Genomic DNA, 24,692 nt, shown 5'->3' with positions numbered 1-24,692 from the left:
AGCCTGGCGGCAGGGCACCAAGAAGAGCAAGGGCAACCCGACCGCCACGATGCGCTCACGCTTCCTTGTGCTGCGGGTGCGGCCCGCCAACCGCGACATCGCCCGAGACAGTGACGGGCATCTGCCCACGTCACCTTGGCTTCGGCCGCCCATCTGTTCCTCACTGAACTGCGCTTGACCAGCCCAAAAGCGGCTGGGGCGGCCTGACCTTCTACAAGATCTTGCACATGCTCCAGGTGCTGTTAGCCACCTGGGCAGGCCAATGCCCCACCTGCCATCAACGACCACCATGACGAACTAACAAAGTACTACTAGGGGGTTTGGTCATAGGACTGGGCGATGATCGTCGCGTTCTGGACGGGCGGTGACGGGACCATGATCCAGGCGTCGATGGCGAAGGCCTCGCCCGGGTTCAGGGCGTCGCTGGCGGTACAGCGCACCCAGTCCAGCTGCCCGGCGTCGAAGCGGAGCGGCGGGTTCAGGTCGAGCGCGCCCCCGCCGCGGTACACGACCGCCAGGTGACTCCAGCGGTCGTTGGGCAGCATCGTGTGCGCCTTCACGGCAGGCAGCCCGGCGACGCTCGCGACCGTGGACAAGAAGAAGGCGTCCTGCGCGAGGCCCACCGTCTGCGACGGGAAGAGTTGGAGATCGGCGTCCCAGATCGACCCGATGGCAACGGCGATGTTGGGGAGGAACCGCCCGGTCGGCCCACCCGTCGAGATCTCGACCATGGGCCAGCAGCCGAGCAGTCCTGACTCGTTGCCCATCAGGCCGGTGAAGGCGGTGCGGCGCAACTCGGCCATCGTTCGCGGGACGTTCCAGAACCGCAGCGCGGCCACCTTGCCGAACACGCTCACGTCATCGACGGTGTTGCGGCCGATGACGAGGAGCGTGCCGCTCTTGCCCTGCTGCAGCGTCGCATCGCTGAACGTGCTGTCGGAGATGCCGTCGAGGAAGAGCTCCAGCGTCCACAGCCCGGTGTCCTGGTCCAGGGTGGCCACGACGGCGACGTGCGTCCAGACCGGCAGGTCGTCGGCGTTGACCGCGGGAAGCGCGGTGGTTCCCGTGTAGTCGGTGGTCGAGCTGCCGTCGAGGGTGGCGACGATCGGCGCGGGGCCGGTGTAGGTAGGTGGGTGACGCTCACCGCGGTCGGCGTAACCGCCTTGGCGGATGCGCTGCCGCTGCCCGTCCAGGCTGCGTAGCTGCACCGCGAAATGCCAGCTGCCGTGCTCGTCATCCACCGACAGGTGCGAACACTGCGTCCTTCGCTGACGTCCGGTCTCGGGATCGACGCAACCGCATCTCCTGCTGACCTGCACATGAGCCATTGCCATCTGCGCCACCTCCACATCCCACCGTCAAAGACGGCAGGAGCAGGCGAGAGAGCTTCTCAAGCTCAGCATTCAGCCTTGTGTTGTCGGATCCGTGTCGTCGCGTTCTTGGATGGCTGCCGCTGGGGAAAAGATATCCCCAGCATTAGGGATACAGGCGCTATCGGTCTCGCGCCCCGAGGCTGGCCTGATCGGCGGCGGTACGGCCGGCCGCCCAGCCCTCCCGGTCCCAGGACGTGCGGACCGCGTGCGAGACCAGGTTCGGGAACATGCGCTCGACCGCCTGCTCCACCTCCTGTTCGCGGGCCGCCAGCACCGGCACCAGGTCGGTGCCGCGGCTGGCGCTCTCCTGCGAGACCGCACCCGCCGTGGCCTCGGCGAGCCGCTCCCCGATCCTGGAGGCGAACGCCGACAGGAACGACTGGCGGAACGTCTTGTTCCTCGACCGGCCGGTGCCGTGCTTCTTGGTGCCCGAGTTCACCAGCGCGGTCTGCGCCTGCACCAGCAGCGAGGTGAACAGCACCTCCACCCAGGACAGGTCCGCCCAGAACCCCAGCACAGTGGCGAACCCCAGCTCCTTCGACCAGATCACCCGGCACCTGTTGGCCTCGGCAATGAGGTCGAGCAGCACGGCCTTGGGCTGCTCGTACGGCGCGTCGATGCCGACCCGGATGCCCGCCGGGGCCTCACGTCCGCCTGGCTGCGCGTCCAGCATCGCCGCGTCGATGCTGTACTTCGCCATCAAGCTCTGCGCCGCCGACGTGAACGTCTCCGCCTCCGCCTCGTACGTCGTCGACTCCGCCTTGGCAAGCAGCGCCCGCACCCGCGCGAACGTCTTCTCGCTGACCGCGTGCGAGCGTGCCTGGACCGTACAGCGAGCGGCCCCGGGCCGCGGGCTCAACGACTCCAGCCGCGGCAGTCCGGTCAGCAACCCCAGCAGCTCCAGCCCACCGGAGACGGTCACCAGTCGGCTGGCCCCGTCGCGTGCCTGCCGCGCCGCCAGGTAGCCGCCCTTCCACCACACCGCGGCCTCCAGGCCGGCGAGTTGGTCGCGCCAGCGCTCATCCACCGTGGCCGGCGCGTAGGCCCGCATCTCCCAGGCGATGAGGTCAGCCGCCGCCCGCCCGTGCCAGTCGGTCAGCCGCCTGGCCGCGATCCTGACCACGTCGGCGGGCTGCCAGCCGTTCCGCCACAACCCCGAGATCGCACGGGTCACAACCTCCACCAGCACGCGATCGGCGTCGTCCCGGTCGGCCAGGAAGGCGGCGGCAGAGTCGAAGGCTGCCTCATCCTCGCGGGCAAGGGCCTCCATCGCCGCGCCGATCAGCTCATTAGCCTTACTCACACGTGCCGTCCACCTTAGAGAAAGTCCGCCAGAACCCTACCGCGACGGAGCCTCGTCCCCTGCTCGCCGGCGCGGTGGAAGGCGGCGAGGTCCTGGCCGACCCCGGCTGACCCGCCTACCATGACGATCAGGGCCGAGCATATTGGGCGTCCCATGGCAAGCGACCCGTACGCGCAGGTGTACCGCTCGAAACCGGCCGTGTGCAGGGTCTCCCACACCGTGGAGGCCGCGATCGGTTAGCCCAGGCGAGCCAGCTCGCCCTGGATTCTCCGGTGCCCCCAGGTTGGGGCACCGGCGCCATCCCAACAATCAGTGCCTTGACGGGCTGGCGGGTACAGGGCCGTCCCGGGCGTCGCCTGTCGGTGAAGGTCCACTTACGCGCTACGAGATGACGACGCCAACGCAAGATCGTCGCCGGGGTGACCGGGAACACCTCCGCGCACAGGCGGCGGTGGATCAGCTGCGACAACAGCGTGAGCCAGAGCCGGTCGGCGTGACCCCACCGTGGCCGGCCACCGAGTTGACGGCGGAGCACCGTTCAGAGCATGAAACCGTGTTTTCGAGCGGGACAGGATCGGTGGCATTCCCACGCACCTCCATCTCGCCCTGGGCAAACGCTCGAACAACGTCTATCCAGGCGTCAACCGCTACGACCAACATCGAGACCGTGCTGATGGTGCGGTTCTTCCCGGACGGAAGCGCGCCGTCGGGTGCCTTGAGTTCCAAGGCGCTAACGCGCACAAAAGTCACATACGGGACAGCAGCTCAGCCTTCCGCCGCGACCTGTTCGATCATGGGACCTTGTACGGCGGCCAGCACGGCGGCGGCGAAGGGCAGGGAGTGATGCGTGGCTCCCCAGCCAATGCCGAACACCACGGAGGCGGGATCGTTGTTGGGATTGGAGAGGGCCTGGTGCCCACGGATGCGCAGCCGCAACGACCCGCGAGCGTCCTCCAGTGCATGCCAGTCGACGCCCTCGATCTCGGTGATCGGGTAACGCTGGTCACCTGCCGTGTACTTGGCCGGGGAAGCTCCGGACGAGAACCAGGTGAAGGTGACAGCCTGCCCGTCGAAGGCGGCCTCACCGTCCCATGCCTTGAAACTACGCGGCACCGAAGGACCGGCGATCAGGAACCGCTCAGCCGGACCGCGCTCGGACAGGGCCGCGCGCATCTCGTCGGCATACTGGTCGGCCAGCGTCTTCGTGGCGGCGGGCAGCACCAGCCGGTACGGATCGAGCGACTCCTGGAGCTGCCCCGTTGCCGCGGACATGACCGGGTCGGCTCCCTCCCGGGGAACCACCCGCAACACCACCCTGCCGCGTGCACCAGGCTCCAGCATGACATCGGCCAGCGCGTCGTACGGCACGAACCGCTCACCGAGCTCCATGCTCAGTTTCGACGCCTTACCCGGCTCAGGCGTAATGCGCAGCCCTCCGTCCTCGAACTCCCACGCGCAACCTCGCCCCTTCAGTACGTCACCCATGCAAGCAAGGATAGGTGCTGGTGCTCAAACACTGGCGGCTGCGCAGACGGGCGGCCACCGCGACGAGCCGGCTGGGCCTGCGCACGTCGCTGGCCGCCGCGTTCGGCGACGGCGACTACGGCGACTTCTGCTGGCGCACTCTGGAGGAGCAAAGCGGTCGACCTGTCCAGGTCGCGGTGCTTCGAGCAATGGCATTCGCCGGTGACGGTCTCCATGGCGGTCGACCTGACCGCAGCATGGTGGAGCAGCTTGCTGTGAGAGCTCCGAAGTACCGCGTTGTTGTGCAGGTCGTCCATCACCAACCGCCGGAGATGAGGTGCTTGGGCGGGGCCGTGATCTTGACGGGGGTTCCCCATCCTCGATAGATGATGTTCATTGTCATGCTCTCGGCCTCGCCGCCCTCCGGCCGGGTGAACTTCATGATGGCGTGGAAGCGTCTCGGCAGGTTGTCCGGGCCCGCCCAGAGTTTCCAGGTGATCTGTCCGCCAGGAGTGAAGACGACCCTCCACAGCGGCACGGTGACGGTTCTCCATTCTCGGCCTATGGTGATCTCTCGGGATCGCCCCGTCGCCGCCTTCTCGTAGGAGATCTCCGTGAGGTCGGCGGCGTACATGCCTGAAGCGTTGAAGCGGTACGCGCCGGAGATCTTGAGATCCTCCGAGGGCGGAGGGCCGCCGCGTCGCCTGACGGAGAAGCGCACGCTGCTCTTCTTCGTGAACTGCTTCTTGATCGCTTGGACGACGGAGTCGAGAGACTCCGATGCGGGAGCCGCGTGCACGGCGCCGCCGCTTGACGCGGGCCAGGCCGGTCAGTTCGTAATTGAGGCCAGGCGGTTAAGGTGGGCTCGATTAAGGCCCAGCGGGCGTCGGATATGTCACTGGGGTACGGCTTCCGGTTGCTCATGGCGGAACTTTTACCTGAAACATGTGATCGGTAGTGGTCTTCGACTGGTAAGGAGTTTCTGCCACGTTTCTAGACTAGACGGAATTCGAGCGTCATTTGATAATCAAACGGGCGCTCTCATCGGCGATGAGGACTACTCAATCTACCCCTTTAGGGCGAAGAGCCCAAAAGTCTGCGACCGCAGAGCGGGCATATGCTAACCAGCCATACCTAAACGCCCTCTGAGATACACACGTCAACAGTCCAGTAAACAAGCAACAAAGCCGACGTTCGGCCGCTTCCATGACGCCATCAACAGCGGCGATGCGGAGCTCATCTCGAAGACGATCGATGAGGTCGTCGAGCCGGACGTGCTGTTCCACGCGCCGGTGCCGATGGATGCGACGGGGGCGCAGGCACTCCAGCATGTTCGGAATGACTCTTGGATGCCGACGTCCAACGAGGATTTTGAATAAGCCTCGTTGGGTCGTCGTACTGCTGAGACCAACACCGACGACCACAGGAGAGCCCTCAATGCATGTGTTCTTGTGGATCTTGCAGGCGATCCTGGCCGCTCTGTTCGCCATGTCCGGCCTGGTGAAAGTTCTCCAGCCGAAGGGCAAGCTGGTCGTCAAGTTTCCGTGGATGCAGGACTTCTCCCAGGCGACCGTGCGGTTCATCGGTGTGATGGAGTCGTCCGTCGAATACCTGGTCGGCTCGGGCCGGTGGCGCTTCGGGGCCAGCGGCGCGACGCGAGGGATACCCGTCCCCTCCCACCGGCATCCGCACGCATGAACCCCGGCCAAAGACCAACTCGTGTCCGGATCTGCCGCCGACCGGGCGTCACGGCGCGTTACGAGCGTCCGTCCCCTGCAGCGAACATCCGGCCATCAACGTCGAGGTCCGACCAGAGCGGCGAGCTCGGTGTCGACGACTTCGGCGGCGTAGGGGGTGGCGTCCGGGGTGATCGGGCGCAGCAGGCCGAACGCCTCCATGGACACCAGACCGTGCAGGTGCACGAACAGGTCGAGCCAGACGGCGAGGACCTCCGTCGGCACCCGCTGTCCGTGCCGTCTGGACCAGGTCTCGAGCTGTTCGGCGGTGCCCGGTGACAGGCGGGCGGCGCGCCGGTGCAGCGTGTCGGGGTCGAGGCGGCCTTCGGCATAGGCGCGGGCGAGCAGTCCGAGGGCGAACCGGCCGATGCGGCTGCCGGCACGCACAGTGTCTTCCGGCGGCGCGACGTAGCCGGGGACCGGTGTGCCGTAGGCGAGCCCGAACTCCGCTGGGTGGGCCACCGCCCAGGCCCGGTACGCGTGCCAGACCCCACGCAGCGCCTCCCCCACGTCATCGTGCGCGCCGCCGGCTTCGACGGCGTCGGCGTGCTCGTCGAACGCAGCGACGATGAGGTCGGTCAGCAGCTCGTCGCGGCTCGGGAAGTAGCGGTAGAGGGCGGAAACAGCGATCCCGACGTCGCGGGCGACGGCGCGCAGGGACAGGCCGGCGGCGCCGGAGCGGCGCAATTCCTCGAGGGCGGCGGTCCGGATGGCTGCGAGCAGCTCCTGTCGGCGGCGGGCCCGCAGGCCGGTGGAAGCGGTCGTCATCCCGCCATGGTCCCACAAAACGAGAACACTGTTCTTGACAGGCCGAAAAAAGAGAACGATGCTCTCTATGAGAGCAGTGTTCTCTATTCTGTCCGACCTTCTCGGGAGAGTCCCTCCATGACCACCGCTGCACCGACGACGGCACCGACCGCCGTCCGCGACCTGTTCACCAACCGATGGCTGCTGCTGTTCCTCGCCGCCTGGGCGGCCGCCACCCTCTACATCTTCACGACCGACCGGTCCGTGCTGCCGCTCAGCGACCAAGAGCCGATCGGGTACTTATCCGGCATCGTCGGCGGCGTCGTCGGCATGGCGTTCCTCTTCTTCCTCGCGCGGCGCCGCGCACCGCTCGATCACCGCAACGCGCCGGACTTCCGCAACCCCGGCAAGGAGACCGCCGGCCTGCTGGCCTGGATGGCGGCAGTCCTGGCGGTCGGCAGCGTGTTCGACATCCGCACCCACATCGCGTTCGTCGGGCTCGCCCCCGGCGCGCAGGCCGTCTGGGACCGGCAGACCCCTGCGACCATCCTGACCTGGGCGATCTTCAACTTCGTCACCCTCGCGGTGCTGCCGTACTGGTTCTTCCGTTACCGGCTGGGCTACCGCCCGGACAGCATGCTGCTGCGGTTCGACCGGCCGAAGGTGTGGGTGCCGTATTTCATCCTCGTCGGGCTCCCACCGATCTTCTTCGTCGCCACCCCGGAGTACTACACGACCTCCGTCACCGGGCACGCGCTCACCCTCGTGCTGTTCACCCTCGGGTCGTTCCTGCCCATCATGATCACGACCCAGTCGCTGCTGACCCCGCGGCTGTCGGTCCTGGCGCGGTCGTGGGTGACCGGATCGGTCCTGTCCGCCCTCGCGTACGGCGCCCTCAACATCACCGAGGCGTTCCTCGCGTGGGATTCGCCCGCGCAGGTCGCATTGTCCCTCGCATGGTTCATGCAGGTCGCGTTCTGGGGTCTTGCGAAGGCCGTCACGACGCTGCGAACCGGCAACGCCTGGCTGCACATCGCGACCACCCACACCATCCACCTCGCCGAGGCCCCAGCCGTCGCAACCACCTTCGACCTGCGATGACGGCGACCCTGCTGGCCCACGCCGGGCACGTCGCACCCCACGGCGGCACGGAGGCGTTCATCGGGGTCGCGCTGCTGCTCGTGGGCGCGGCGACGGCCCTGTGGCGGGCCCGCCGACGAGACAGAGTCGTGGACAGATAGATAGAAGTACAGAGGGCGAAGTCCTCAAGCTTTATCTCGCTGACCGTGGCCGGCCTGTCATGTCGCACCAGCACGAGAACCACTCATAACGGGTCGGGGGACCACAGGGATTTTCTAGCTTTGCCCCACCCATTCCGTGCCGCAACCGCCCCGTACGGCCAGGCCAGAGACGCGATCAAGAGCGCTTGAAGTGCGTTAGTCGGCGACCTCGCCGCAGCTGAGGTTGACCACGGTCGAGGTCATGGCCCCGGCCAGGTCCGAGGCCAGGAAGGCGGCCGCCTCCGCGACCTCGGCCAACCGGGGCGCACGCCGGAGCGGGACACTGTCGGGGGCAGGGGCGTCGAGCATCTGCTCAGGCGTCATCCCCATGCGCACGGCCGTGCGGCTCCACAACTCGCGGGAGTGCGAGCCGCGCCGCGCCGTCTCCGGCATCCCCGCGGGCCGCAGGCAGACGACGCGTACACCCTGCGGGCCCAGCTCGGCGGCGAGCTGCAGGGAGAGCCGCTCGACGGCCGCGCACGCCGTGCCGAAACCGCCCGAGGGGTAGGCGGTCAGGCGGGCCGCCGTCGAGGACAGGGTGAGGATCACGCCCGACCCCCTGGCCGTCATGTGCCTGGCCGCCGCGGTCGCGGTGATGAAGTGTGTCCTGGTGTAGGCCACAAGTGGCACGGCGAAGGCCTCGTAGGTGAGCTCCACGAGCGGGATCCCGAACTCGCTGTGGTCGAAGCCGATGGCGTTGAAGGAGACGTCGATGCCCCCTGCCTCCCCGGCGACCGCGTCGGCGTGCTCGACGACGGCCTGGTGGTCGAGGGCGTCGACCTCGGCCGTGCGGGCCTGCCCGCCGGCGGCGTTGATCTCCTTGGCCAGCGTGTCGAGCGTGGCCAGGGTGCGGCCGGCGAGGTACACGCGGGCACCCTCGCGGGCGAACGTCCTGGCGACCTCGCCGCCGATGGCTCCGGCGGCTCCATAGATCACCGCGGTCTTGTCGTTGAGCGACATGATGGTCCTCTCCGTCGGATGCTTCTCCCATTACGAGCGCTGGCGGCACGGGAACTCATCGGTCCACCCCGAAAATCTCCGGACCCGCCATGCTCCAGCGCGGCGATGAGCTCGATCCGCTCGACGCCGGATTCGCGGTACCACTCCTCTAGGTGGCGGTTGTACGGCGAGACCCGGCCCAAGCTGCCTAACGTCGTCTAGGGCAGCGCCGCCTCCGCGAGATCATCGGCGCCCGGAGTGCCATCGGACAGCCGGGTGAAGGCATCCACGTACATGCCGAACGGGACGAGGCGCTCGAACTCGGTGGCGCTGCCGGCGAGCACGGTCCGCCCGGCCGCGTGCGCCCGCTCGACCAGGTGCTCCAGCAGCCGGGTTTTGCCCACCCCCGGCTCACCGTCGATGAGGACCAAGCGGCATCCCGCATCGGTGACGGCCGCCTCGATCCGGGCCGGCTCGCCGGCGCGAATCACCCCAACCTGCTGGCTGGCCGTCCGCGCCGATGACCGTGCTGCCCCTGATGCCGAGCGCCGCACGGTGGCTGCCGGCACCAGGCCGTCGTCGAGCCGCTCCAGCCGCTCCACAGCCACGTCCCCGGTCGGGCCAGCGATCCGGTCACCCTCCACCAGGGCAGCGCCGGGCACCTGCTCAGGGGCGGGCGCAGGCTGTCAACGGCCGGAGTGCTAACCGCTTTCGAGGGCGATGACCTCTTCCAAGGCGCGCCGCAGCAGGGTGACCTGGTCCCCGCCGAGGTGCCGCGACCACCGCTGCTCGATGTCTCTGAGGATCCGGGCCGCTGTGACCTGGGCCATCTTGCCCTGGTCGGTGAGCCGGATGATCTTCGCACGGCGGTCGCTCGCGTCGGCCACCCGCTCGACGTAACCGTGATCCTCCAGTTCGCCGACCAGTTCGCCGATCGCCTGCTTGGTGAGCCCGGAGAGTTCGGCGAGCGTGGTCAGCCGCGAGCCTTCGGCGTCGATGAACCGGAAGACGGAACCGTGCACGTACCGGATCCCCTCGAACCCTTCGTCGGCCAGCCGCTGGTGAAGTCGCGCGATCGCGATGTCCTTGGCCTGCGTGAGCAGGGTGGGGAGCGGCACGTTGGGCTCGTCTTGCCGCTCGCGCGTTCCGGATCGCATCGTCATCCCCGTGCGGCCTTTCTTCCATGCGATTTCGTCAGGCAGCTTGACGGTATCAGCAGACGTGGTAAAGTCACCTGACTGTCAGGCTGGTTGACTAATTGCGGAGGACGAGATGCGAAACCTTGCCGAACAGCGCGAGCAGTTCGCGGCCCTGCTCACCAGGCCCTTAGCCGCGGATGTCTACTCGTCGGCGACGACACTCGGCGGGCGGCCGGCACTGGAGTTGCGGATCGAGGCGCCCGGCACGGCAGGCGAGGATGTGCTGCTGTATCTCCACGGCGGCGGCTTCGTGGTCGGGTCGGCGCGTGTCACCGCCCACCTCACCGTCGCGCTGCTGCGGCACCTCGACGGCCGGGCGGTCTCGCTCGACTACCGGCTGGCGCCGGAGCATTCGTTCCCCGCCGCGCCCGATGACTGCCTGGCGGCCTACCGCGAGCTGCTGGACTCCGGCGCCGACCCCCGGCGGCTGGTGATCGCGGGTGACTCGGCAGGGGCCGCCCTGGCCGTCGTCACCATGATGCGCGCCCGGGACGCGGGCCTGCCGATGCCGGCGGCGGCGGTCCTGTTCTCGCCGGCGGTCGATCTCACCCTCAGCGGCGCGAGCATGCGGTCCAAGGACGGGGTCGACCCGATCTTCACTCCCGCCGATCTCGAGTGGTACTTCGATCAGTACGTCACCGGCGGTGACAGGTCGGCGCCCGAGGCGAGCCCGGTCTTCGCCGACCTCACCGGGCTGCCGCCCCTGCTGATCCAGGTCGGCTCGAGCGAGCTCCTGCTGGACGACGCCGTACGGCTGGCCGGGCGTGCCGGGGCCGACGAGGTCGCGGTGACGTTGGAGGTGGCTCCGCGCCAACCACACGTGTTCCAGCACGACGAATCGGCCGAGGCGGCAGCGGCGCTGGAGCGGGCCGGCCGGTTCATGGCCTCCCGGCTCCGCGGCAGGAAGGAGGAATCGTGAATCGGCTGGCCGAGCAGGTGATGGGGCCGGTGCTCGCGCCCCGGGACGAGGAGTACGACGAGGAACGCGCCGGTTACCAGACCGCCCGCCGGCATCGTCCCGACCTGGTGGTGGGCGCCGTCGGACCCGCCGATGTGCAGGCGGCGGTGACGTACGCGGGCAGCCGCGGGCTCCCGGTGGCGGTGCAGGGCACCGGGCACGCCTCGGCCGCCGTCGCCGCCGAGGGCGGAGTGCTGATCACCACCGCGCGGATGAGCGCTGTGCGGGTGGACGCCGATGCCCGCACCGCGTGGGTGGCCGCGGGGACGCGTTGGGATCAGGTGATCCACGAGGCGGCGCCGGCCGGGCTGGCGCCCCTGTCCGGCTCGGCCCCGCGCGTGGGCGCGGTCTCCTACACCCTCGGCGGTGGCCTGGCCCTGCTGTCCCGGAGTTTCGGCTACGCCGCCGACCACGTGCGCGGCCTCGACGTCGTTACGCCGGACGGCCGCCTGCGGCACGTCACCCAGGACTCCGAGCCGGACCTGTTCTGGGCCCTGCGCGGCGGCCGGGACAACTTCGGCGTGGTGACCGGAATGGAGATCGATCTGATGCCGGTCACCACGCTCTACGGCGGGGGACTGGTCTTTCCCGGCGAGAAGGCCGCCGACGTGTTCGGCACCTACCTGCAATGGGCCGCCACCGTGCCCGAGGCGATGAGCTCCTCGGTCGCGCTGATCTCCCTGCCGGATGTTCCGGCGATCCCGGAGCCGTTGCGCGGCCGTCACACCGTCCATGTCCGCATCGCCTGCGCGGCCGGCGATCCCGGGGCCGGCGAGCGCTTGGTGGCGCCGCTGCGGGCCATCGGCGCGATGAGTGACACCCTCGGTGAGCTGGCCTACGCCGAAGCCGGGTCGATCTACAACGACCCCGTCGCTCCGGGCGCGTTCGAGGCGGGCACGGCCATGCTGGGCGAGCTCGATGCCACCGCCGTGCGGGCCATCCTTGACCTGGCCGGCCCCCACGCGCCGGTGCCGCACATCGTCGAGCTGCGCCATCTCGGCGGAAGGCTCGCCCACCCGCCCGCCGTCGACAACGCCGTCGGCAACCGCGACGCGCGATACCTGTTCAACGTGGTGTCCCGGCTGGAACGCGCCGACATTACCGAGATCCGGCCGGCGCACGCGCGCGTGTTCGAGGCGGTCGCGCCGTGGAGCACCGGCGGCCGGTTCCTCAACTTCATGAACGGCGAGAACGGCGCCGCGCAGGTGCGCTCCGCGTACGATGCCGCGGACTACCGGCGGCTGACCGGCCTCAAAGCCGTCTACGACCCGGACAACATCTTCCGTCTCAACCACAACATCCCGCCGGTCGGGGCAGGACGGGATCGCGATGGGGCCTAACCTTCGCAGATGCTTGGAGCCTGTGATCGGGGGGCGCCTGCGCGGTCATCGCGTCGCGGTCTGCTTCCTCAACTCCGATGCCCGCCTGGATACACAAGAATTGATCTCTCCGGGAAGCCGTGGGCACCGCGGGAGTGTGGCACGCACCACCGGCAAGCACGATGGACACCAGCCGCGGAGCACCGGATGCCGTTCAAGTCGCCGACCGCTTCCAGTTGTGGCAGAACCTCTGCCAGGCGGTGGAGAAATGCGTCGTCCGGCACCGCAGCTGCCTGCTGCCCGAACCGCGCAGGGCGGCCACGCAGCTGTAGTGGTCGCGGACGAGATCCGCGCGGGAAGGCACTGGACGTTGGGACGGTGATTCATAGGCGTTCGCCGGCGTTCGCCAAGGAAACACCGGTCTCCATAGCGGGGCGGCGCGGTGCGAACGGCTTGGTTTCGTAGGTTCGGAGCACCAGTGACGTTGTGACGGGCCCGAAGCGGGCAATGCTGTCGACGATGGCCTCGAGGCGTTCGGCGCTGGAGGCGTGAACGTCAATGAGGAAACAGTCCTCGCCGGTGAGCCGGTAGACGTTGGTGATCTCGGGTAGCTGCGCGAAGTGGTCGAGGGACGCGGTGATGCGTGCATGGGTGGTGCGCAGCCGGATCACGGCATGGATGTTCAAGCCGAGCCGGGCGGGGTCGACCACCGCGCGGTACCCGGTGATGACGCCGGATTGTTCCAGGCGCTTGATGCGCGCGGACACGGCCGGCTGGGAGAGGTTGACCCGCCGGCCGATCTCGGTGACGCCCAGGCGCCCCTCGGTTTGCAGGATGGCCAGGATCGCCCGGTCGACCGCATCCAATGAATCCGACGTTTCGCCTGCCATAGACCTTCCGTTCATCGGCGGAAGGCGACTCTACTCGATCGTTCGCACATACTGACGCTCAGAGCACCGGCCAAGTGCCGCGAGCGGCGAAGGAACGGAAAGCCATGCGCTACGTGATCATCCCTGGCATCAACGGCTCAGACGAGGACCATTGGCAGTCCATCTGGCAGGCCGAGTGGGGCCCCTCCACGACACGGATCTCCCCCTCCTCATGGGACGAACCCGATCTCGACGACTGGTGCCAAGCGATCGACAAGGCCGTTAGGCAGAGCCCATCGGCCGATGTGGTGCTCGTCGCTCACAGCCTGGGCTGCCTTGCCGCCACCTGCTGGATCGCCCGGCATCGACCCGACATCCGCGGGGTGCTCCTGGTGGCCCCACCGGACAACGCCGGACCGACCTTCCCGGCCGATGCCTTCACCTTCACCGCGGTGAAGGCGACACCGCTTCACGTACCGGGCTTGGTCATTTCCAGCGACAACGACCCCTACTGCTCCCCAGACGTGGCGCTGCGCCTGGCCGCTGACTGGCAATACGACCGCGTCAGCGTCGGCTTGGCCGGCCACATCAACTCCGCCAGCCGGCTCGGCAGATGGGATTTCGGTCGCGCACTGCTCACCGCATTCACCGCCGGCACGCGTCGGCCCTGACCATGTCCCGCCGACACCCGGTAACGCCCGGCGTCGGCACCAGCCGGTCAGGCGCATCCGACACCACGCACGAGAGGGCGAGATACCAATGCCGAAGTTCGACCCGGCATCGATTCGCGTAGTGGCCTGCGACATCTTCGGTACGACCGTTGATTGGCACACCGGCGTCGCCGGGCAGATCACTCAGATCGTCACTGAACATGGACAGCGCCTGGACGCCGGTGCGTTCGCCGATGCCTGGCGCGACCGCTACCTACCGTCCCTGGAACGCGTGAACCGCGGCGAGCGCGACTGGGTCTACCTCGACACCCTGCACCGGGAATCACTGGACGAACTACTCGACGACCACGGCATCGTGAACGCGTTCGACGACGACGCGCGCCGGCGACTCGTCCACGCCTGGCACCGCCTACCCGCCTGGGACGACGCGGTACAGGGCCTGACCCGGTTGCGGCGTCGCTTCGTGGTGATCGCCTTGTCGAACGGAGGGTTCGCGCTGCTGACGAACCTGGCCAAGGCCGCGAGCCTGCCGTTCGATTGCATCGTGTCGGCCGAGCTCGCCCGTGTCTACAAGCCGGCACCCCGGGCTTACCTCACCGCTGCCGAGCTGCTCGACGTCGATCCGGCCCAAGTCCTCATGGTCGCCGCACATCGATGGGATATCGACGGTGCTCGCAAGGCGGGGCTCGCCACTGCCTTCCTCGAACGGCCACTGGAAAAGGGCGCCCATCGCACCGCCGACCAGGCGACCGACGTCACCAGCGATCTCACCGTGACCGGCTTCCACCACCTGGCCGACGCTCTCGGCTGCTGAGCAACGCCTGGCCGCCGGCTGACCGAACGAACCCAGCACCAAGGCACTCGACAGTCATGGACTTCCAGGAGCCGCCGGGACAACTGCCGGCGTGCTCGGCCGCGGCTGCCACCATCTCCGGCGTCGCGCCGTTCACTCCTGCACACCGCAGCCCGTTCGCCGCAGCACTCGCCGAGCTGGTCGCCCTTCAGGCACCTTCAGGCCGGCCGGTTCCACGGTCACGGCGGTTTCGTCGTCCTGCCGGAGTGTTCAGTAGTCAACTTCAGTGTCGGAATGCGGTGTGTCGGATCAGACGGGAAGGTCCTGGACGGTCACCCGGAGAACAACGCTGGCGGCGCTACGCTGCTGTGTCATGCAGGAGACGCGCCTCGACACCGCTCGGATCCGAGCGGCTCGCCGGGTAATCGACCCGACTTTTCTCGACACTCCGCTGTACCGCTGCGAGGCGCTGGAGCCCGACCTCGGGTGCGCGGTGAGCATCAAGCTCGAAACGGCGAACCCGGTTCGCAGCTTCAAGGCCCGCGGCACCGAGTTAGTCGCGGGCCTGCTCGCCGACAAGGGGTCGCGAGCCGTGGTGTGCGCCAGCGCGGGCAACCTTGGCCAGGCCCTCGCTTGGTCCGGTCGCGGCCGGGGGCTCGACGTCACCGTCGTGGCATCCCGCTTCGCGCCTGCGGCCAAGCTTGATCGCATCCGCGCGTTGGACGCCAGGTTGGAGCTGGTGGACGGCGACTTCGACATGGCTCGCGAGCGGGCGGCGGCCATCGCGCGGAACGACGGCATCCGGCTGGTCGAAGACAGCCTGGACATCGAGACCTGCGAGGGCGCGGCGACCATCGGCCTGGAACTGGTGGACACCGTGCCGCCGTTCGACGCCGTCCTGATCGCTCTCGGCGGAGGGGCGCTGGCCACCGGTGTGGGTCATGTGATGAAGGCCTTGGCGCCCGAAGTCGAGGTGATCTGCGTCCAGCCGCTGGGCGCACCGGCGATGACACACTCGTGGCGCCAACGGCGCGTCGTCACCACCGACTCGACCAACACCATCGCTGACGGCGTCGCCGGCCGGTGTCCCATCCCGGCCGTCCTGGACGACCTCCTCCTGGTCGCTGACGACGCCGTCCTGGTCCAGGAGTCGTCGATCATCGCCGGTATGCGAATGCTCCTCGACCACGCCGGCCTCGTCGTCGAACCGTCGGCCGCGCTCGGCATCGCGGCGATCCTCGAAGACCGTGACCGCTTCGCCGGCCGACACGTCGTCACCATCGTGTGCGGCAGCAACGTGGACGTAGACGCCTATCACCGCTGGGTCGGTGCGGCTCCCATCCACAAGGTTTGACCATTGCTCTTCCGGGATGTGTGAAGTACTGCGGCGCTCGTCGGCTGTCGAGCCGGGTGACCACCGCGTCTGCTGCGGCATCTGCCCGTGCTTGGTCGAGTTCGATTGAGAGCTCGGCGACGACGCGCCGTAGGAGGGCGGTGATGGACCGTTCGCGGTTGAGGTCGGCTTTGGCGGTTGGGAGCTCGTCTTCGAGTGTGGTGCAGCGTTCCGTGAGTCGCTGCATGGCGTCGGGATCTGGTGACGGAGCCGAGCGTCGTTGCGGACCACTTTCGCGACGCAGGCAGCCGGAGGTGTTGCATTCCGAGACCGTCGATATGACGCGTATCACTCTCAGGGTGCTTCGGGTCGGGCATGTGCGATCATGATCGGAATGGACGCTCGTTTCCTTGGCATCGCTGATCTGGTCGAAGCCCCGTCCGTGGCGGTCGTGGTCGACGTCATGCGTGCTTTCACCGTGGCTGCCTGGGCCTTTGCCCAGGGGGCGGAGAAGATCGTTCTTGCTGAGTCGCTGGACGAAGCCCTGGCGGTCAAGGCTCGCCACCGGGATTGGGTGGCGCTCAAAGACGGTCCGCCCGCGCCCGGGTTCGACATCGTCAACTCCCCGGGCCTGCTGCGGTCTATTGACCTTGGCGGACGGACCGTTGTGCAGAAGACCACGGCAGGGACGGTCGGCGCCCTCGCGGTCAAGGAGGCGCCGCTGGTGCTGTGCGCCAGCTTCGTGGTGGCGGAGGCAACGGCTCGGCTCTTGCGGACGCGCAAGAGTGACAGTGTCACGTTCGTGGTCACTGGCGACGATGGGCAGGCCGATGAAGATCTGGCGTGTGCTCAATACATCGCTCGGAGGGCCACCGAGGCTGGGACGGATGCTGCTGAGTTCCTCCGCCGCGCTGCCAAGTCGCGCGCCGCCGCCGAACTGGCGGAGGGGGTGCGTCAAGGAGTCCATCCTGATGACGTTGCGCTCTGTCTTGAGGTCGACCGGTTCCCCTTTGCCATGGTGGCGACCATGGAAAGCTCGCTCATGGTCCTGCGTCCACGCGCGATGCCTTCGCTGACTGCCGAGGACCCGGTCTGATCGCTGGTGGGGTCTGCTTTCAGCATGCGAGAGCGAGCACCCTGTCGGGTATGCGGTATCAACTGCATGTCCCGATGGCGGCCGAGGGAATCGCCGCCGCCAAACGCCGCGAAGCCACCGGCACTATGCTGCCCGGCAAGAAGGTCGCGCTCGCCGATACGCGCCGACCAAGCGGTGGGGCCTTCAGCAGCGCACCGGCGCCGTGTTGTGTGCCCTTTGACCGGTTGCGGAACCACTTGCTTCCCGCTGAGCGTACTGCCAGTGAATCCGATGAAATCTCACTGCAGGAGAAGTAATGCGCACAATGCTCAAGACCCTCGCCGTCGGCGGTCTGGTCGCCGCTCCGCTGCTGTTCCTGGCGAGCCCGGCACAGGCGTTCACCAACGTGTCACTGACCGGCGGGACGCTCTCGATCAACTCGACCAACGCGGCTGACAACATCACGATCAGTCGCAGCGGGGGCTTCGTCACCGTGGCCAACGCCAACGACGCGCTGATCCCCAGCTCGCCCTGCACGAAGTTCGGGAGCGCGGTGCGCTGTCCCAGCGGCAGCGTCAGGCGGCTCCTGATCAATGTCAAGGGCGGCAGCGACAGAGTCAGCAACACCACCACCCTGCCCGCGACGGCCTCCCTAGGTGCCGGCTTCGACACGTACGGCGGCGGTTCGGGCACGGACAGGGTCTCTGGTGGTACCGGCCAGGACACGCTGAACGGCAACGGCGGCAACGACATCCTGGACGGAGGTCCTGATAGCGGCGATAGAGCTAACGGCGGCAGCGGCAGCGATGTCTGCAGGGCCGAGAGCGAGATCGCCTGCGAGCTCAACTGAGCGGGGACCATGGGGTTTGGCCCTCGGCATCCGGTCGAGGGCGGCACCCCGCACTCCTCTCGCCGGCGGGGTGAGCCCTCTCGACCGTCACGTCCGGTGGCCGGGCCGGCGAACACCGCTGCCTTTCCTCTGGTGAAAGCGACCCGAGCGGCGGGCCTCCAGCGCGGCCTCGCGCCGCCGCCTTGACCTCTGGGTGTTCACGAGCTGTTTCGCCGTGTCCGAGACGGGTTGGGGCTGTGCGGGAGCACTCATTCGAGCTGGCTCAGCGCCACGTCGGTCCTGTGGTCTGGCTGCCCGTTGGTCCGCAGCGAGATCAGTCGCATGGTGCCGTAGCGGCGTTCAAGTCCGGGACGGGTGTGAGGAGGAGCAGGGCCGTGGTGAAGAGCGGACGCACTAGCACCTCCGACGGTGACCGTCCGGCGTTAACGAACGGTGTCGCTATTCGTCCTTATGTCTATACAAAGAGTTGACATTGGGGTACAACCAGGCCAAGCCCGTTGGTCTTGGAGGTGTCCTATGAGACGTACCCCGATCGTGCTGGCCCTGCTCGGCGCCCTCGCCGTGACCGGCTGCTCCTCCTCCGGAGGACAGACGGCGGAGAGCGCCCCACCCGCTACTTCCGCGGACCCGGCCGGGAGCGGAGCCCGGTTCGCCGTCATCACCCACGGAGCGCCGGGCGACTCCTTCTGGGACGTGGTCAAGAACGGCGCCGAGGCCGCGGGCAAGCAGTACGGCGTGACCGTCACCTACCAGGGCGACGGCGATCCCGCCAAGCAGTCGCAGCTCATCGACCAGGCCGTCTCCGAGAAGGTGGACGGCGTCGTGGTCTCCATGGCCAACCCCGACGCGCTGAAGGAGGCCATCGGCAAGGCCGTCGCGGCGAAGATCCCGGTGGTGACGATCAACTCGGGCGCCGGCTCGTCCAAGGCGTTCGGCGCCGTCACGCACGTCGGCCAGTCCGAGGACGTGGCCGGTCGCGGCGCCGGAGAGCAGCTCAAGGCGGCCGGCGTCACCAAGCTGCTGTGCGTCATCCACGAGGCCGGCAACGTCGGGCTCGACCAGCGCTGCAAGGGCGCCGAGGAGACCCTGGGCGGAAGCGTCGAGCGGCTGCAGGTGGATGTGAGCAACCTGGCCGACGTGACCTCGAAGGTCACCGCCAAGCTCCAGTCGGACCAGCAGGTCAACGGCGTGCTGGCGCTCAACCCGGCGATCGCCGTGGCCGCCAGGGACGCGATCAAGGACTCCGGGTCGCAGGCCAAGCTGGGCACGTTCGACCTGTCGGCCGACGTCGTGGACGCGATCAAGGCCGACGAGATCCTGTTCGCCGTGGACCAGCAGCAGTACCTGCAGGGCTACCTGCCGATCACGTTCCTGAACCTGTACAAGGCCAACCTCAACACCGTCGGAGGCGGCCTTCCGGTCAACACCGGGCCCGGGTTCGTGACCAAGGACAACGCCGAGCAGGTGGCCAAGCTGGCGGAGGCGGGCACCCGATGACGATCACGGCGGATGAGCGGGTCGCCCACGTCGGGCCGGTCCGACGCCTGCTGATCCGGCCCGAGCTGGGTGCGGTGGTCGGGCTGGTGGTGGTGTTCGCGTTCTTCGCCGCGCAGTCGCCGGTGTTCCGGTCGCCCGCCGGCATCGCGAACTGGCTCGATCCGGCCGCCACGCTCGGCATCATGGCGGTCGCGGTCGCGCTGCTGATGATCGGCGGCGAGTTCGACCTGTCGGCGGGAGTGCTCACCGGCACGAGCGGGCTGATCCTCGTCACGCTGGCCACCCGCTTCGGGCTCAACGTGTGGCTCGCCATGCTCGTCGGCCTGGTGGTGGCGCTGGCCGTCGGGCTCGCCAACGGCATGGTCGTGACCAGGACGAAACTGCCCAGCTTCATCGTCACGCTGGGCACGTTCCTCATGCTGCAGGGCGTCAACCTCGGCGTCACCAAGGCGATCACCGGGACCGTGCAGGTCAGCGGCCTGCGCCGGGCCGACGGGTTCGAGGGGGCGAACGCGATCCTCGCCGGGACGATCCAGATCGGCGGGACGTCGTTCCGGGTGGCGATCCTGTGGTGGATCCTGGCGACCGCGGTGGCCACCTGGGTGCTGATGCGCTCCAAGGCCGGCAACTGGATCTTCGCGGTGGGCGGCGACGAGCGGGCCGCCCGCGCGGTCGGTGTGCCGGCCGCCGGTACGAAGATCGCGCTGTTCATGACGACGGCGTTCGCCGCCTGGCTGGTCGGCTCGATCCTGGCACTGCGCTACACCTCCGTCCAGGCCAACATCGGCATCGGGCAGGAGTTCATCTACATCATCGCCGCCGTGATCGGCGGCTGCCTCCTCACCGGCGGGTACGGCTCCGCCATTGGAGCCGCGATCGGCGCGGTGATCTTCGGCATGGCCGACAAGGGCATCGTGTTCCTGGGCTGGGACGCCGACTGGTTCAAGTTCTTCCTCGGCGCGATGCTGCTGCTGGCCACGCTCGCCAACCGCCTGGTCCGGCGGTACGCCGAGGAGGTGCGGCATTGATCCTCGAGACCCGGGGCATCGGCAAGACGTTCGGCTCGGTGCTGGCGCTGCGCGACGTGTCGATGGGCGTGGCGGCCGGGCAGGTCACCTGCGTGCTCGGCGACAACGGCGCCGGCAAGTCCACGCTCATCAAGATCCTGGCGGGGGTGCACCAGCACGACTCGGGCTCACTGCTGGTGGACGGCGCGGAGGTGCGCCTGGCGAGCCCGCGCGACGCGCTCGACCGCGGCATCGCCACCGTCTACCAGGACCTGGCGATGATCCCGCTCATGTCGGTGTGGCGGAACTTCTTCCTCGGCTCCGAGCCGCGCAAGGGCCTGGCCTTCGACGTGGCCAAGGCCCGCCGGGTGGCCCGCGAGGAGCTGCGGGCGATGGGCATCGACATCCGCGACGTGGACCAGCCCGTCGGCACCCTGTCCGGCGGCGAGCGCCAGTCGGTGGCCATCGCCAGGGCCGTCCACTTCGGCGCCCGCGTCCTGATCCTCGACGAGCCCACCTCGGCGCTGGGCGTCAAGCAGGCCGGTGTGGTGCTGCGCTACATCGCCGCGGCCCGCGACCGGGGCCTCGGCGTGGTCTTCATCACCCACAATCCGCACCACGCCTACCCGGTGGGGGACCGGTTCCTGCTGCTCAACCGGGGGACCAGCCTGGGGGAGTACGGCAAGGCCGACATCACCCCGCAGGAGCTGACCGCGCTCATGGCGGGCGGGGTGGAGCTGGAGGAGCTGGCGCACGAGCTGAAGCGGGAATAAGTCGCTTGGGTGGAATTTGACGGTTCAGGGCGGTCCCCTGGACGCGTGAACAGGCACAAACATCTCGGCGTGCCGTACACCAGAACCGGGGACCACCATGACCACAATGATCAAGAAGAAAGTCGTGCTGGAGAAGGCGGCGCAGGAGTTCGCCGACGCCAACGCCAGGCCGCCGTTCATCTACGAGCTGCCGCCCGAGCAGGGCCGCGAGCTGCTGGAGAAGGTCCAGTCCGATCCCCGTGTGCCCAAGCCGGACATCGACGAGGAGTGGATCCAGATGCGCGGCGGCCCGACCGGGCTGGTGCCGGTGCGGATCGTCAAGCCCAGGGGCGCCACGGGGACGATGCCGGTGATCTTCTACGTGCACGGCGCCGGCTGGGTGTTCGGCTCCGCGCACACGCACGACCGGGTGGTGCGCGAGCTGGCCGTGCGCTGCGACGCCGCCGTGGTCTTCCCCGAGTACGATCGCGCGCCCGAGGCCAGGTACCCCACCCAGATCGAGCAGAACTACGCCGCCGCCCAGTGGGTGATGGAGCACGGCAGGGAGAAGGACCTCGACGCGGGGCGGATGGCGGTGTGCGGCGACTCGGTCGGCGGCAACATGGCCACCGTGCTGGCCCTGATGGCCAAGGAGCGCGGCGACGTGCGGCTGCGCGGGCAGGTGCTGTTCTACCCGGTCACGGACGCCAACTTCGACACCGATTCGTACAAGCAGTTCGCCACCGGCTACTTCCTCAACCGCGACGGCATGAAGTGGTTCTGGGACCAGTACACGACCGACCCGGCCCAGCGCGCCCAGAGCCACGCCTCGCCGTTGCGGGCGCGCGCGGAGGAATTGCGCGGCCTGCCGCCCACGCTCGTGGTGAACGGTGAGGCGGACGTGCTGTGCGACGAGGGGCAGGCGTACGCGGCGCGGCTGCGCGAGGCGGGCAACGACGTGACGGCGGTGCGGCTGGCCGGGATGATCCACGACTTCGTCATGCTGGACCCGTTGCGCGACACGAACGCGTACAAGGCCGCGATGGAGCTGGCCACGGACGCGCTGCAGCGATGGATCCACTCGTGATCTACAAAGTAAAGGCGTCCGGCTGGGGTGTGCTGTTCTGCGGGCCGTTATTACCCCTGTTGATTCGCGGGCCGCCATCACCCGGCCCGTACCAAGACCGCGAGGCCCGGCGACGAGTTCGTCCGGGCCTCTGGCCGTGCCATTGCCGGAGACGGAAGGACGCGAGCTGGAGTGATCCTGGGCGTCGCACTCGGACGGTCCACGCCTGTGGTGGTGACCGTCAGGGACGGTGCGCTCGAATGGCCTGCCGGCTCCGCTCTCGGGGGTGCCACGCGGGCGTGCGTGGCGGTGGACCTGGGCGGGGCGCGTACGGCTCCCGTGGCGGCCATCCGCGTGGGCGGGCCGTGTCCCGCCGCGCTGCGGCCGCCCGAGGGGCAGGGGACGGCCACGATCGTGCGCGGCGGCCACAGTCTGACCGGGCGTCCGCTGGCGCCGCTGGACACCGAGGCGGTGCGCGACTTCGTCACCTCGTGCGGGCTGTCCGACTTCGCGGTGACGGCGACCGGGTCGCCCATGCTGGCCGATCACGAGCTGGCGGTGGCGGCGATCATCGCGGCCGAGGTGCCGGCCGCGCGGATCACGCTGTCGTACGAGTTCGGGCATCACGGGCTGCGGGAGCGGGAGGAGCACGCGATCCGCAACGCGGCGCTCTGCCCCGAGGCCGCGCGGATCGCCGACGAGGTGGCGCGGGAGCTGCCCGGGGTGCCGTCGTATTTCGCGCGGTCGGGGAGCGGGCTGGTGTCTGCGCATTACTTCCGGCGGTATCCGCGGGCGTGCGACCGGGGGTGGACGGCGAGCCTGGCCCGGGGGCGGGCGGCGCTGGCGTCGGGAGAGGCGGTCACGGTCGAGGAGCCGGTTCCCGACGAGGTGGCGGCGGCCTACGGGGCGGCGCTCGCGCGGCCGGAGGCGCAGGTGGAGCGGATCGTGCAGGCCCGCGGGCGGGCGGAGCTGGACCGGGCGCTGCAGGACGTCAGGGACGAGGCGCTCACGCGGGTGATCAGCGCGGGCGCGGTGCCGGGCTCGGCCGGGATCGCCGAGACCACGGTGAACCCGCTGTCGTACCTGCCCGACGGGCTGTACCGGGTGCGGGTGACGGCCGAGGGAGCGGCGCCGTGAGGGGTCCGGCGAGACGGCCGGGTGGCGGGCATGCGGCCGCGGGCGGCCCGGCGAGGAGGGCCGGGGCGTGAGCCGGCTCATCGGTACGGACGAGCTGGGGCGGCTCTCGGCGGGGTCGCGGTTGTTCGCCACCGGGACGGCGGAGTCGTCGTACAACCTGGCGCTCGACTGGGCGGGTTCGGTGCTCGGGCCGGGCGTCGAGCTGGTTGCCGCGGGGGAGCTGCCGCCGGAGACGCTGTGCGTTGCCGTCAGCCTGGTCGGGTCCACGACCGCGCTGGGGGAGCAGCTGCCGCGCGGGGACGAGCCGGTGCGGGCCGTCCGGGCTCTGGAACGCAGGCTGGGGGAGCGGGCCGGGGCGGTGGTGGCGCTCAACCTGGCGGCGGAGAACGCCCTGGTCCCGCTCATCGCGGCGGCCGACCTCGGGGTGCCGCTGGTGGACGGCGACGGCACGGGGCGGGTGTTTCCGCTGGTGGAGCAGACGACGTACACGCTGGGCGGGGTGAGCGCCGCGCCGCTCGCGCTGGCGGGGGCGTCGGGGGAGCTGGTGCTGCTGGAGACGGCGGGCGACCGGGTGGAGGAGCTGCTGCGGCCCGTGGTGCTGTCGGCCGGTGGGTGGGCGGTGGCCGCGTGCTACCCGATGGCGGCGCGGGACCTGGCCCGGGTGCTGGTGCCGGGCACGGTCAGCCTGCTGATCGAGGCCGGCCGGCCGGGCGTGCCGCGTTCGGTGGCGGCGCCGTACGGGGTGCGGACCTTGTGCAGGGGGCGGATCGTGGCCGTGGAGGGCAGCTCCGGGCACGGCGCCGACCTGGCGCTGCCGTCGCGGCCGTCGAGCATCGTGGTGCAGGAGTCGGAGGGGCTGCGGCGGCTGGTACGGCTGGAGGCGCACAACGAGATCGTGCTGGCCCTGGCCGACGGGGCGGCGGTGGCGATGGCGCCGGACCAGATCTGCATGATCTCGACGTCCGGCGGGATGGTCGTGAACGTCGACAAGGCGGCGCCGGGCCAGGACGTGGAGATCATGGTGGTCAAGGCCGCGCCGGTGTGGCACACGGACGAGGGGCTGGCGCTGGGCGGGCTGCGGGCGTTCGGGATCCCGTTGTGAGCGCGTGGAGGGGGATCGTGCGATGAGCGGGGTGCGGGCGCCGGAATGGGGGGCGCCGGTCACGGTGGCCGAGCTGGTCTACGCCGGGCCGCTGGCCGGGGCCAGGATGTACGGCACGGGCGAGAACCCGGTCCACCAGGTGCGGATCGTGGACGAGCTGTCGGTGTTCGGGGCGGTGGCGCCGCACACGGCGGTGGTGCTGATCGGGGCGGCGGCCGGCGG

General features: G+C 69.1%; 28 protein-coding genes and 2 pseudogenes. 20 read left to right on the top strand and 10 right to left on the bottom strand.

Annotation, left to right across the window (positions count from 1 at the left end):
- Positions 1-207 (top strand): annotated as a pseudogene (locus EJK15_RS78015) (hypothetical protein); the annotation flags it as partial.
- 104 nt (positions 208-311) lie between these two features.
- Here EJK15_RS78015 and EJK15_RS51740 read toward each other — a convergent pair.
- From EJK15_RS51740 to EJK15_RS78010, 5 genes and pseudogenes are all read right to left on the bottom strand, one after another.
- Positions 312-1,241 (bottom strand): LamG-like jellyroll fold domain-containing protein, encoded by a 930-nt coding sequence (locus tag EJK15_RS51740; RefSeq protein ID WP_171075030.1) that lies wholly within the window; start codon positions 1,239-1,241, stop codon positions 312-314.
- Between the two features lie 250 nt (positions 1,242-1,491).
- A complete protein-coding gene (locus EJK15_RS51735) occupies positions 1,492-2,676 on the bottom strand; it encodes a DUF2786 domain-containing protein (RefSeq protein WP_138717837.1) in 1,185 nt (394 codons plus the stop codon).
- 765 nt (positions 2,677-3,441) lie between these two features.
- Complete coding sequence (locus EJK15_RS51730; protein WP_138717836.1) at positions 3,442-4,161, bottom strand: DUF4429 domain-containing protein; 720 nt, start codon at positions 4,159-4,161, stop codon at positions 3,442-3,444.
- Between the two features lie 295 nt (positions 4,162-4,456).
- Positions 4,457-4,939, bottom strand: a complete 483-nt coding sequence (locus EJK15_RS71605) for a hypothetical protein (protein ID WP_171075024.1) — start codon at positions 4,937-4,939, stop codon at positions 4,457-4,459.
- Positions 4,940-4,965: 26 nt separating this feature from the next.
- Positions 4,966-5,064 (bottom strand): annotated as a pseudogene (locus EJK15_RS78010) (IS5/IS1182 family transposase); the annotation flags it as partial.
- Positions 5,065-5,577: 513 nt separating this feature from the next.
- Here EJK15_RS78010 and EJK15_RS51705 point away from each other — a divergent pair.
- Positions 5,578-5,838 (top strand): DoxX family protein, encoded by a 261-nt coding sequence (locus EJK15_RS51705; RefSeq protein ID WP_138717833.1) that lies wholly within the window; start codon positions 5,578-5,580, stop codon positions 5,836-5,838.
- A 95-nt stretch (positions 5,839-5,933) separates the two neighbouring features.
- Here EJK15_RS51705 and EJK15_RS51700 read toward each other — a convergent pair whose 3' ends face one another.
- The gene (locus EJK15_RS51700) at positions 5,934-6,644 is read right to left on the bottom strand and encodes a TetR/AcrR family transcriptional regulator (protein ID WP_138717832.1); all 711 of its coding nucleotides are present in this window, start codon (positions 6,642-6,644) and stop codon (positions 5,934-5,936) included.
- A 117-nt stretch (positions 6,645-6,761) separates the two neighbouring features.
- On the opposite strand from EJK15_RS51700, the gene EJK15_RS51695 reads away from it, so the two are divergent.
- The gene (locus EJK15_RS51695; RefSeq protein ID WP_138717831.1) at positions 6,762-7,724 is read left to right on the top strand and encodes a hypothetical protein; all 963 of its coding nucleotides are present in this window, start codon (positions 6,762-6,764) and stop codon (positions 7,722-7,724) included.
- Complete coding sequence (locus tag EJK15_RS71600; RefSeq protein WP_171075029.1) at positions 7,721-7,864, top strand: hypothetical protein; 144 nt, start codon at positions 7,721-7,723, stop codon at positions 7,862-7,864. The genes EJK15_RS51695 and EJK15_RS71600 overlap by 4 nt, the downstream gene beginning before the upstream one ends.
- A gap of 195 nt (positions 7,865-8,059) precedes the next feature.
- Here EJK15_RS71600 and EJK15_RS51690 read toward each other — a convergent pair whose 3' ends face one another.
- The 3 genes from EJK15_RS51690 to EJK15_RS51680 form a co-directional block, all read right to left on the bottom strand.
- Positions 8,060-8,863 (bottom strand): SDR family NAD(P)-dependent oxidoreductase, encoded by an 804-nt coding sequence (locus EJK15_RS51690; RefSeq protein WP_138717830.1) that lies wholly within the window; start codon positions 8,861-8,863, stop codon positions 8,060-8,062.
- 197 nt (positions 8,864-9,060) lie between these two features.
- Entirely contained in the window at positions 9,061-9,504 is a 444-nt protein-coding gene (locus EJK15_RS51685) for an ATP-binding protein (RefSeq protein WP_138717829.1), read from the bottom strand.
- A 39-nt stretch (positions 9,505-9,543) separates the two neighbouring features.
- A complete protein-coding gene (locus tag EJK15_RS51680) occupies positions 9,544-9,999 on the bottom strand; it encodes a MarR family winged helix-turn-helix transcriptional regulator (protein ID WP_171075028.1) in 456 nt (151 codons plus the stop codon).
- A gap of 115 nt (positions 10,000-10,114) precedes the next feature.
- Between EJK15_RS51680 and EJK15_RS51675 the strand changes: the two genes are divergently transcribed.
- The 3 genes from EJK15_RS51675 (at position 10,115) to EJK15_RS71595 (ending at position 12,650) form a co-directional block, all read left to right on the top strand.
- Positions 10,115-10,960, top strand: a complete 846-nt coding sequence (locus EJK15_RS51675; RefSeq protein ID WP_138717827.1) for an alpha/beta hydrolase — start codon at positions 10,115-10,117, stop codon at positions 10,958-10,960.
- The gene (locus EJK15_RS51670) at positions 10,957-12,339 is read left to right on the top strand and encodes an FAD-binding oxidoreductase (RefSeq protein ID WP_240777750.1); all 1,383 of its coding nucleotides are present in this window, start codon (positions 10,957-10,959) and stop codon (positions 12,337-12,339) included. Before EJK15_RS51675 ends, EJK15_RS51670 begins: the two co-directional genes overlap by 4 nt.
- A 161-nt stretch (positions 12,340-12,500) precedes the next feature.
- Positions 12,501-12,650: a hypothetical protein gene (locus tag EJK15_RS71595; RefSeq protein ID WP_171075023.1), complete on the top strand. Its 150-nt coding sequence runs from the start codon at positions 12,501-12,503 to the stop codon at positions 12,648-12,650.
- Between the two features lie 51 nt (positions 12,651-12,701).
- Here EJK15_RS71595 and EJK15_RS51665 read toward each other — a convergent pair whose 3' ends face one another.
- Positions 12,702-13,208, bottom strand: a complete 507-nt coding sequence (locus EJK15_RS51665; RefSeq protein WP_138717826.1) for an Lrp/AsnC family transcriptional regulator — start codon at positions 13,206-13,208, stop codon at positions 12,702-12,704.
- 104 nt (positions 13,209-13,312) lie between these two features.
- On the opposite strand from EJK15_RS51665, the gene EJK15_RS51660 reads away from it, so the two are divergent.
- The 13 genes from EJK15_RS51660 to EJK15_RS51605 all read left to right on the top strand — a co-directional run.
- On the top strand, positions 13,313-13,858 hold the full coding sequence (locus tag EJK15_RS51660) for an RBBP9/YdeN family alpha/beta hydrolase (protein WP_138717825.1): 546 nt from the start codon (positions 13,313-13,315) through the stop codon (positions 13,856-13,858).
- Between the two features lie 88 nt (positions 13,859-13,946).
- Positions 13,947-14,672, top strand: coding sequence for a haloacid dehalogenase type II (locus EJK15_RS51655; RefSeq protein WP_171075027.1), 726 nt, complete (start codon positions 13,947-13,949; stop codon positions 14,670-14,672).
- A 352-nt stretch (positions 14,673-15,024) separates the two neighbouring features.
- Complete coding sequence (locus EJK15_RS51650) at positions 15,025-16,005, top strand: threonine ammonia-lyase (RefSeq protein ID WP_138717823.1); 981 nt, start codon at positions 15,025-15,027, stop codon at positions 16,003-16,005.
- Between the two features lie 373 nt (positions 16,006-16,378).
- Entirely contained in the window at positions 16,379-17,080 is a 702-nt protein-coding gene (locus EJK15_RS51645) for a 2-phosphosulfolactate phosphatase (protein ID WP_138717822.1), read from the top strand.
- 50 nt (positions 17,081-17,130) lie between these two features.
- On the top strand, positions 17,131-17,376 hold the full coding sequence (locus tag EJK15_RS71590) for a hypothetical protein (RefSeq protein ID WP_171075026.1): 246 nt from the start codon (positions 17,131-17,133) through the stop codon (positions 17,374-17,376).
- Positions 17,376-17,909, top strand: a complete 534-nt coding sequence (locus tag EJK15_RS71585; protein WP_171075025.1) for a hypothetical protein — start codon at positions 17,376-17,378, stop codon at positions 17,907-17,909. Before EJK15_RS71590 ends, EJK15_RS71585 begins: the two co-directional genes overlap by 1 nt.
- A gap of 516 nt (positions 17,910-18,425) precedes the next feature.
- Positions 18,426-19,406, top strand: coding sequence for a sugar ABC transporter substrate-binding protein (locus EJK15_RS51635; protein ID WP_138717821.1), 981 nt, complete (start codon positions 18,426-18,428; stop codon positions 19,404-19,406).
- Positions 19,403-20,434, top strand: coding sequence for an ABC transporter permease (locus EJK15_RS51630; RefSeq protein WP_138717820.1), 1,032 nt, complete (start codon positions 19,403-19,405; stop codon positions 20,432-20,434). The genes EJK15_RS51635 and EJK15_RS51630 overlap by 4 nt, the downstream gene beginning before the upstream one ends.
- Positions 20,431-21,186, top strand: a complete 756-nt coding sequence (locus tag EJK15_RS51625; protein ID WP_138717819.1) for an ATP-binding cassette domain-containing protein — start codon at positions 20,431-20,433, stop codon at positions 21,184-21,186. Before EJK15_RS51630 ends, EJK15_RS51625 begins: the two co-directional genes overlap by 4 nt.
- A gap of 106 nt (positions 21,187-21,292) precedes the next feature.
- Entirely contained in the window at positions 21,293-22,252 is a 960-nt protein-coding gene (locus EJK15_RS51620; RefSeq protein ID WP_138717818.1) for an alpha/beta hydrolase, read from the top strand.
- A 171-nt stretch (positions 22,253-22,423) separates the two neighbouring features.
- Positions 22,424-23,368 (top strand): hypothetical protein, encoded by a 945-nt coding sequence (locus EJK15_RS51615; protein ID WP_138717817.1) that lies wholly within the window; start codon positions 22,424-22,426, stop codon positions 23,366-23,368.
- Positions 23,369-23,435: 67 nt separating this feature from the next.
- Complete coding sequence (locus tag EJK15_RS51610; protein WP_138717816.1) at positions 23,436-24,470, top strand: DUF917 domain-containing protein; 1,035 nt, start codon at positions 23,436-23,438, stop codon at positions 24,468-24,470.
- 22 nt (positions 24,471-24,492) lie between these two features.
- A partial coding sequence (locus EJK15_RS51605) for a hypothetical protein (protein WP_138717815.1) occupies positions 24,493-24,692 on the top strand: 200 nt, incomplete at its 3' end.

The sequence above is a fragment of the Nonomuraea basaltis genome, from assembly GCF_005893125.1.
GTDB lineage: Bacteria > Actinomycetota > Actinomycetes > Streptosporangiales > Streptosporangiaceae > Nonomuraea > Nonomuraea basaltis.
The sequence above is the reverse complement of the archived record's forward strand: the minus strand, read 5'-3'. Positions and strand labels throughout refer to the sequence as shown.

Bases quoted from the DNA above. Each gene is read 5' to 3' on its own strand.
- EJK15_RS51700 (WP_138717832.1), bottom strand. From the start codon at position 6,644: ATGACGACCGCTTCCACCGGCCTGCGGGCCCGCCGCCGACAGGAGCTG.
- EJK15_RS71600 (WP_171075029.1), top strand. From the start codon at position 7,721: ATGACGGCGACCCTGCTGGCCCACGCCGGGCACGTCGCACCCCACGGC.
- EJK15_RS51655 (WP_171075027.1), top strand. From the start codon at position 13,947: ATGCCGAAGTTCGACCCGGCATCGATTCGCGTAGTGGCCTGCGACATC.
- EJK15_RS51620 (WP_138717818.1), top strand. From the start codon at position 21,293: ATGATCAAGAAGAAAGTCGTGCTGGAGAAGGCGGCGCAGGAGTTCGCC.
- EJK15_RS71590 (WP_171075026.1), top strand. From the start codon at position 17,131: ATGCGGTATCAACTGCATGTCCCGATGGCGGCCGAGGGAATCGCCGCC.
- EJK15_RS51730 (WP_138717836.1), bottom strand. From the start codon at position 4,161: ATGGGTGACGTACTGAAGGGGCGAGGTTGCGCGTGGGAGTTCGAGGAC.
- EJK15_RS51705 (WP_138717833.1), top strand. From the start codon at position 5,578: ATGCATGTGTTCTTGTGGATCTTGCAGGCGATCCTGGCCGCTCTGTTC.
- EJK15_RS51645 (WP_138717822.1), top strand. From the start codon at position 16,379: ATGGACGCTCGTTTCCTTGGCATCGCTGATCTGGTCGAAGCCCCGTCC.
- EJK15_RS51630 (WP_138717820.1), top strand. From the start codon at position 19,403: ATGACGATCACGGCGGATGAGCGGGTCGCCCACGTCGGGCCGGTCCGA.
- EJK15_RS51675 (WP_138717827.1), top strand. From the start codon at position 10,115: ATGCGAAACCTTGCCGAACAGCGCGAGCAGTTCGCGGCCCTGCTCACC.
- EJK15_RS51650 (WP_138717823.1), top strand. From the start codon at position 15,025: ATGCAGGAGACGCGCCTCGACACCGCTCGGATCCGAGCGGCTCGCCGG.
- EJK15_RS51680 (WP_171075028.1), bottom strand. From the start codon at position 9,999: ATGCGATCCGGAACGCGCGAGCGGCAAGACGAGCCCAACGTGCCGCTC.
- EJK15_RS51660 (WP_138717825.1), top strand. From the start codon at position 13,313: ATGCGCTACGTGATCATCCCTGGCATCAACGGCTCAGACGAGGACCAT.
- EJK15_RS51690 (WP_138717830.1), bottom strand. From the start codon at position 8,863: ATGTCGCTCAACGACAAGACCGCGGTGATCTATGGAGCCGCCGGAGCC.
- EJK15_RS51665 (WP_138717826.1), bottom strand. From the start codon at position 13,208: ATGGCAGGCGAAACGTCGGATTCATTGGATGCGGTCGACCGGGCGATC.
- EJK15_RS71595 (WP_171075023.1), top strand. From the start codon at position 12,501: ATGGACACCAGCCGCGGAGCACCGGATGCCGTTCAAGTCGCCGACCGC.
- EJK15_RS71585 (WP_171075025.1), top strand. From the start codon at position 17,376: ATGCGCACAATGCTCAAGACCCTCGCCGTCGGCGGTCTGGTCGCCGCT.
- EJK15_RS51695 (WP_138717831.1), top strand. From the start codon at position 6,762: ATGACCACCGCTGCACCGACGACGGCACCGACCGCCGTCCGCGACCTG.
- EJK15_RS51635 (WP_138717821.1), top strand. From the start codon at position 18,426: ATGAGACGTACCCCGATCGTGCTGGCCCTGCTCGGCGCCCTCGCCGTG.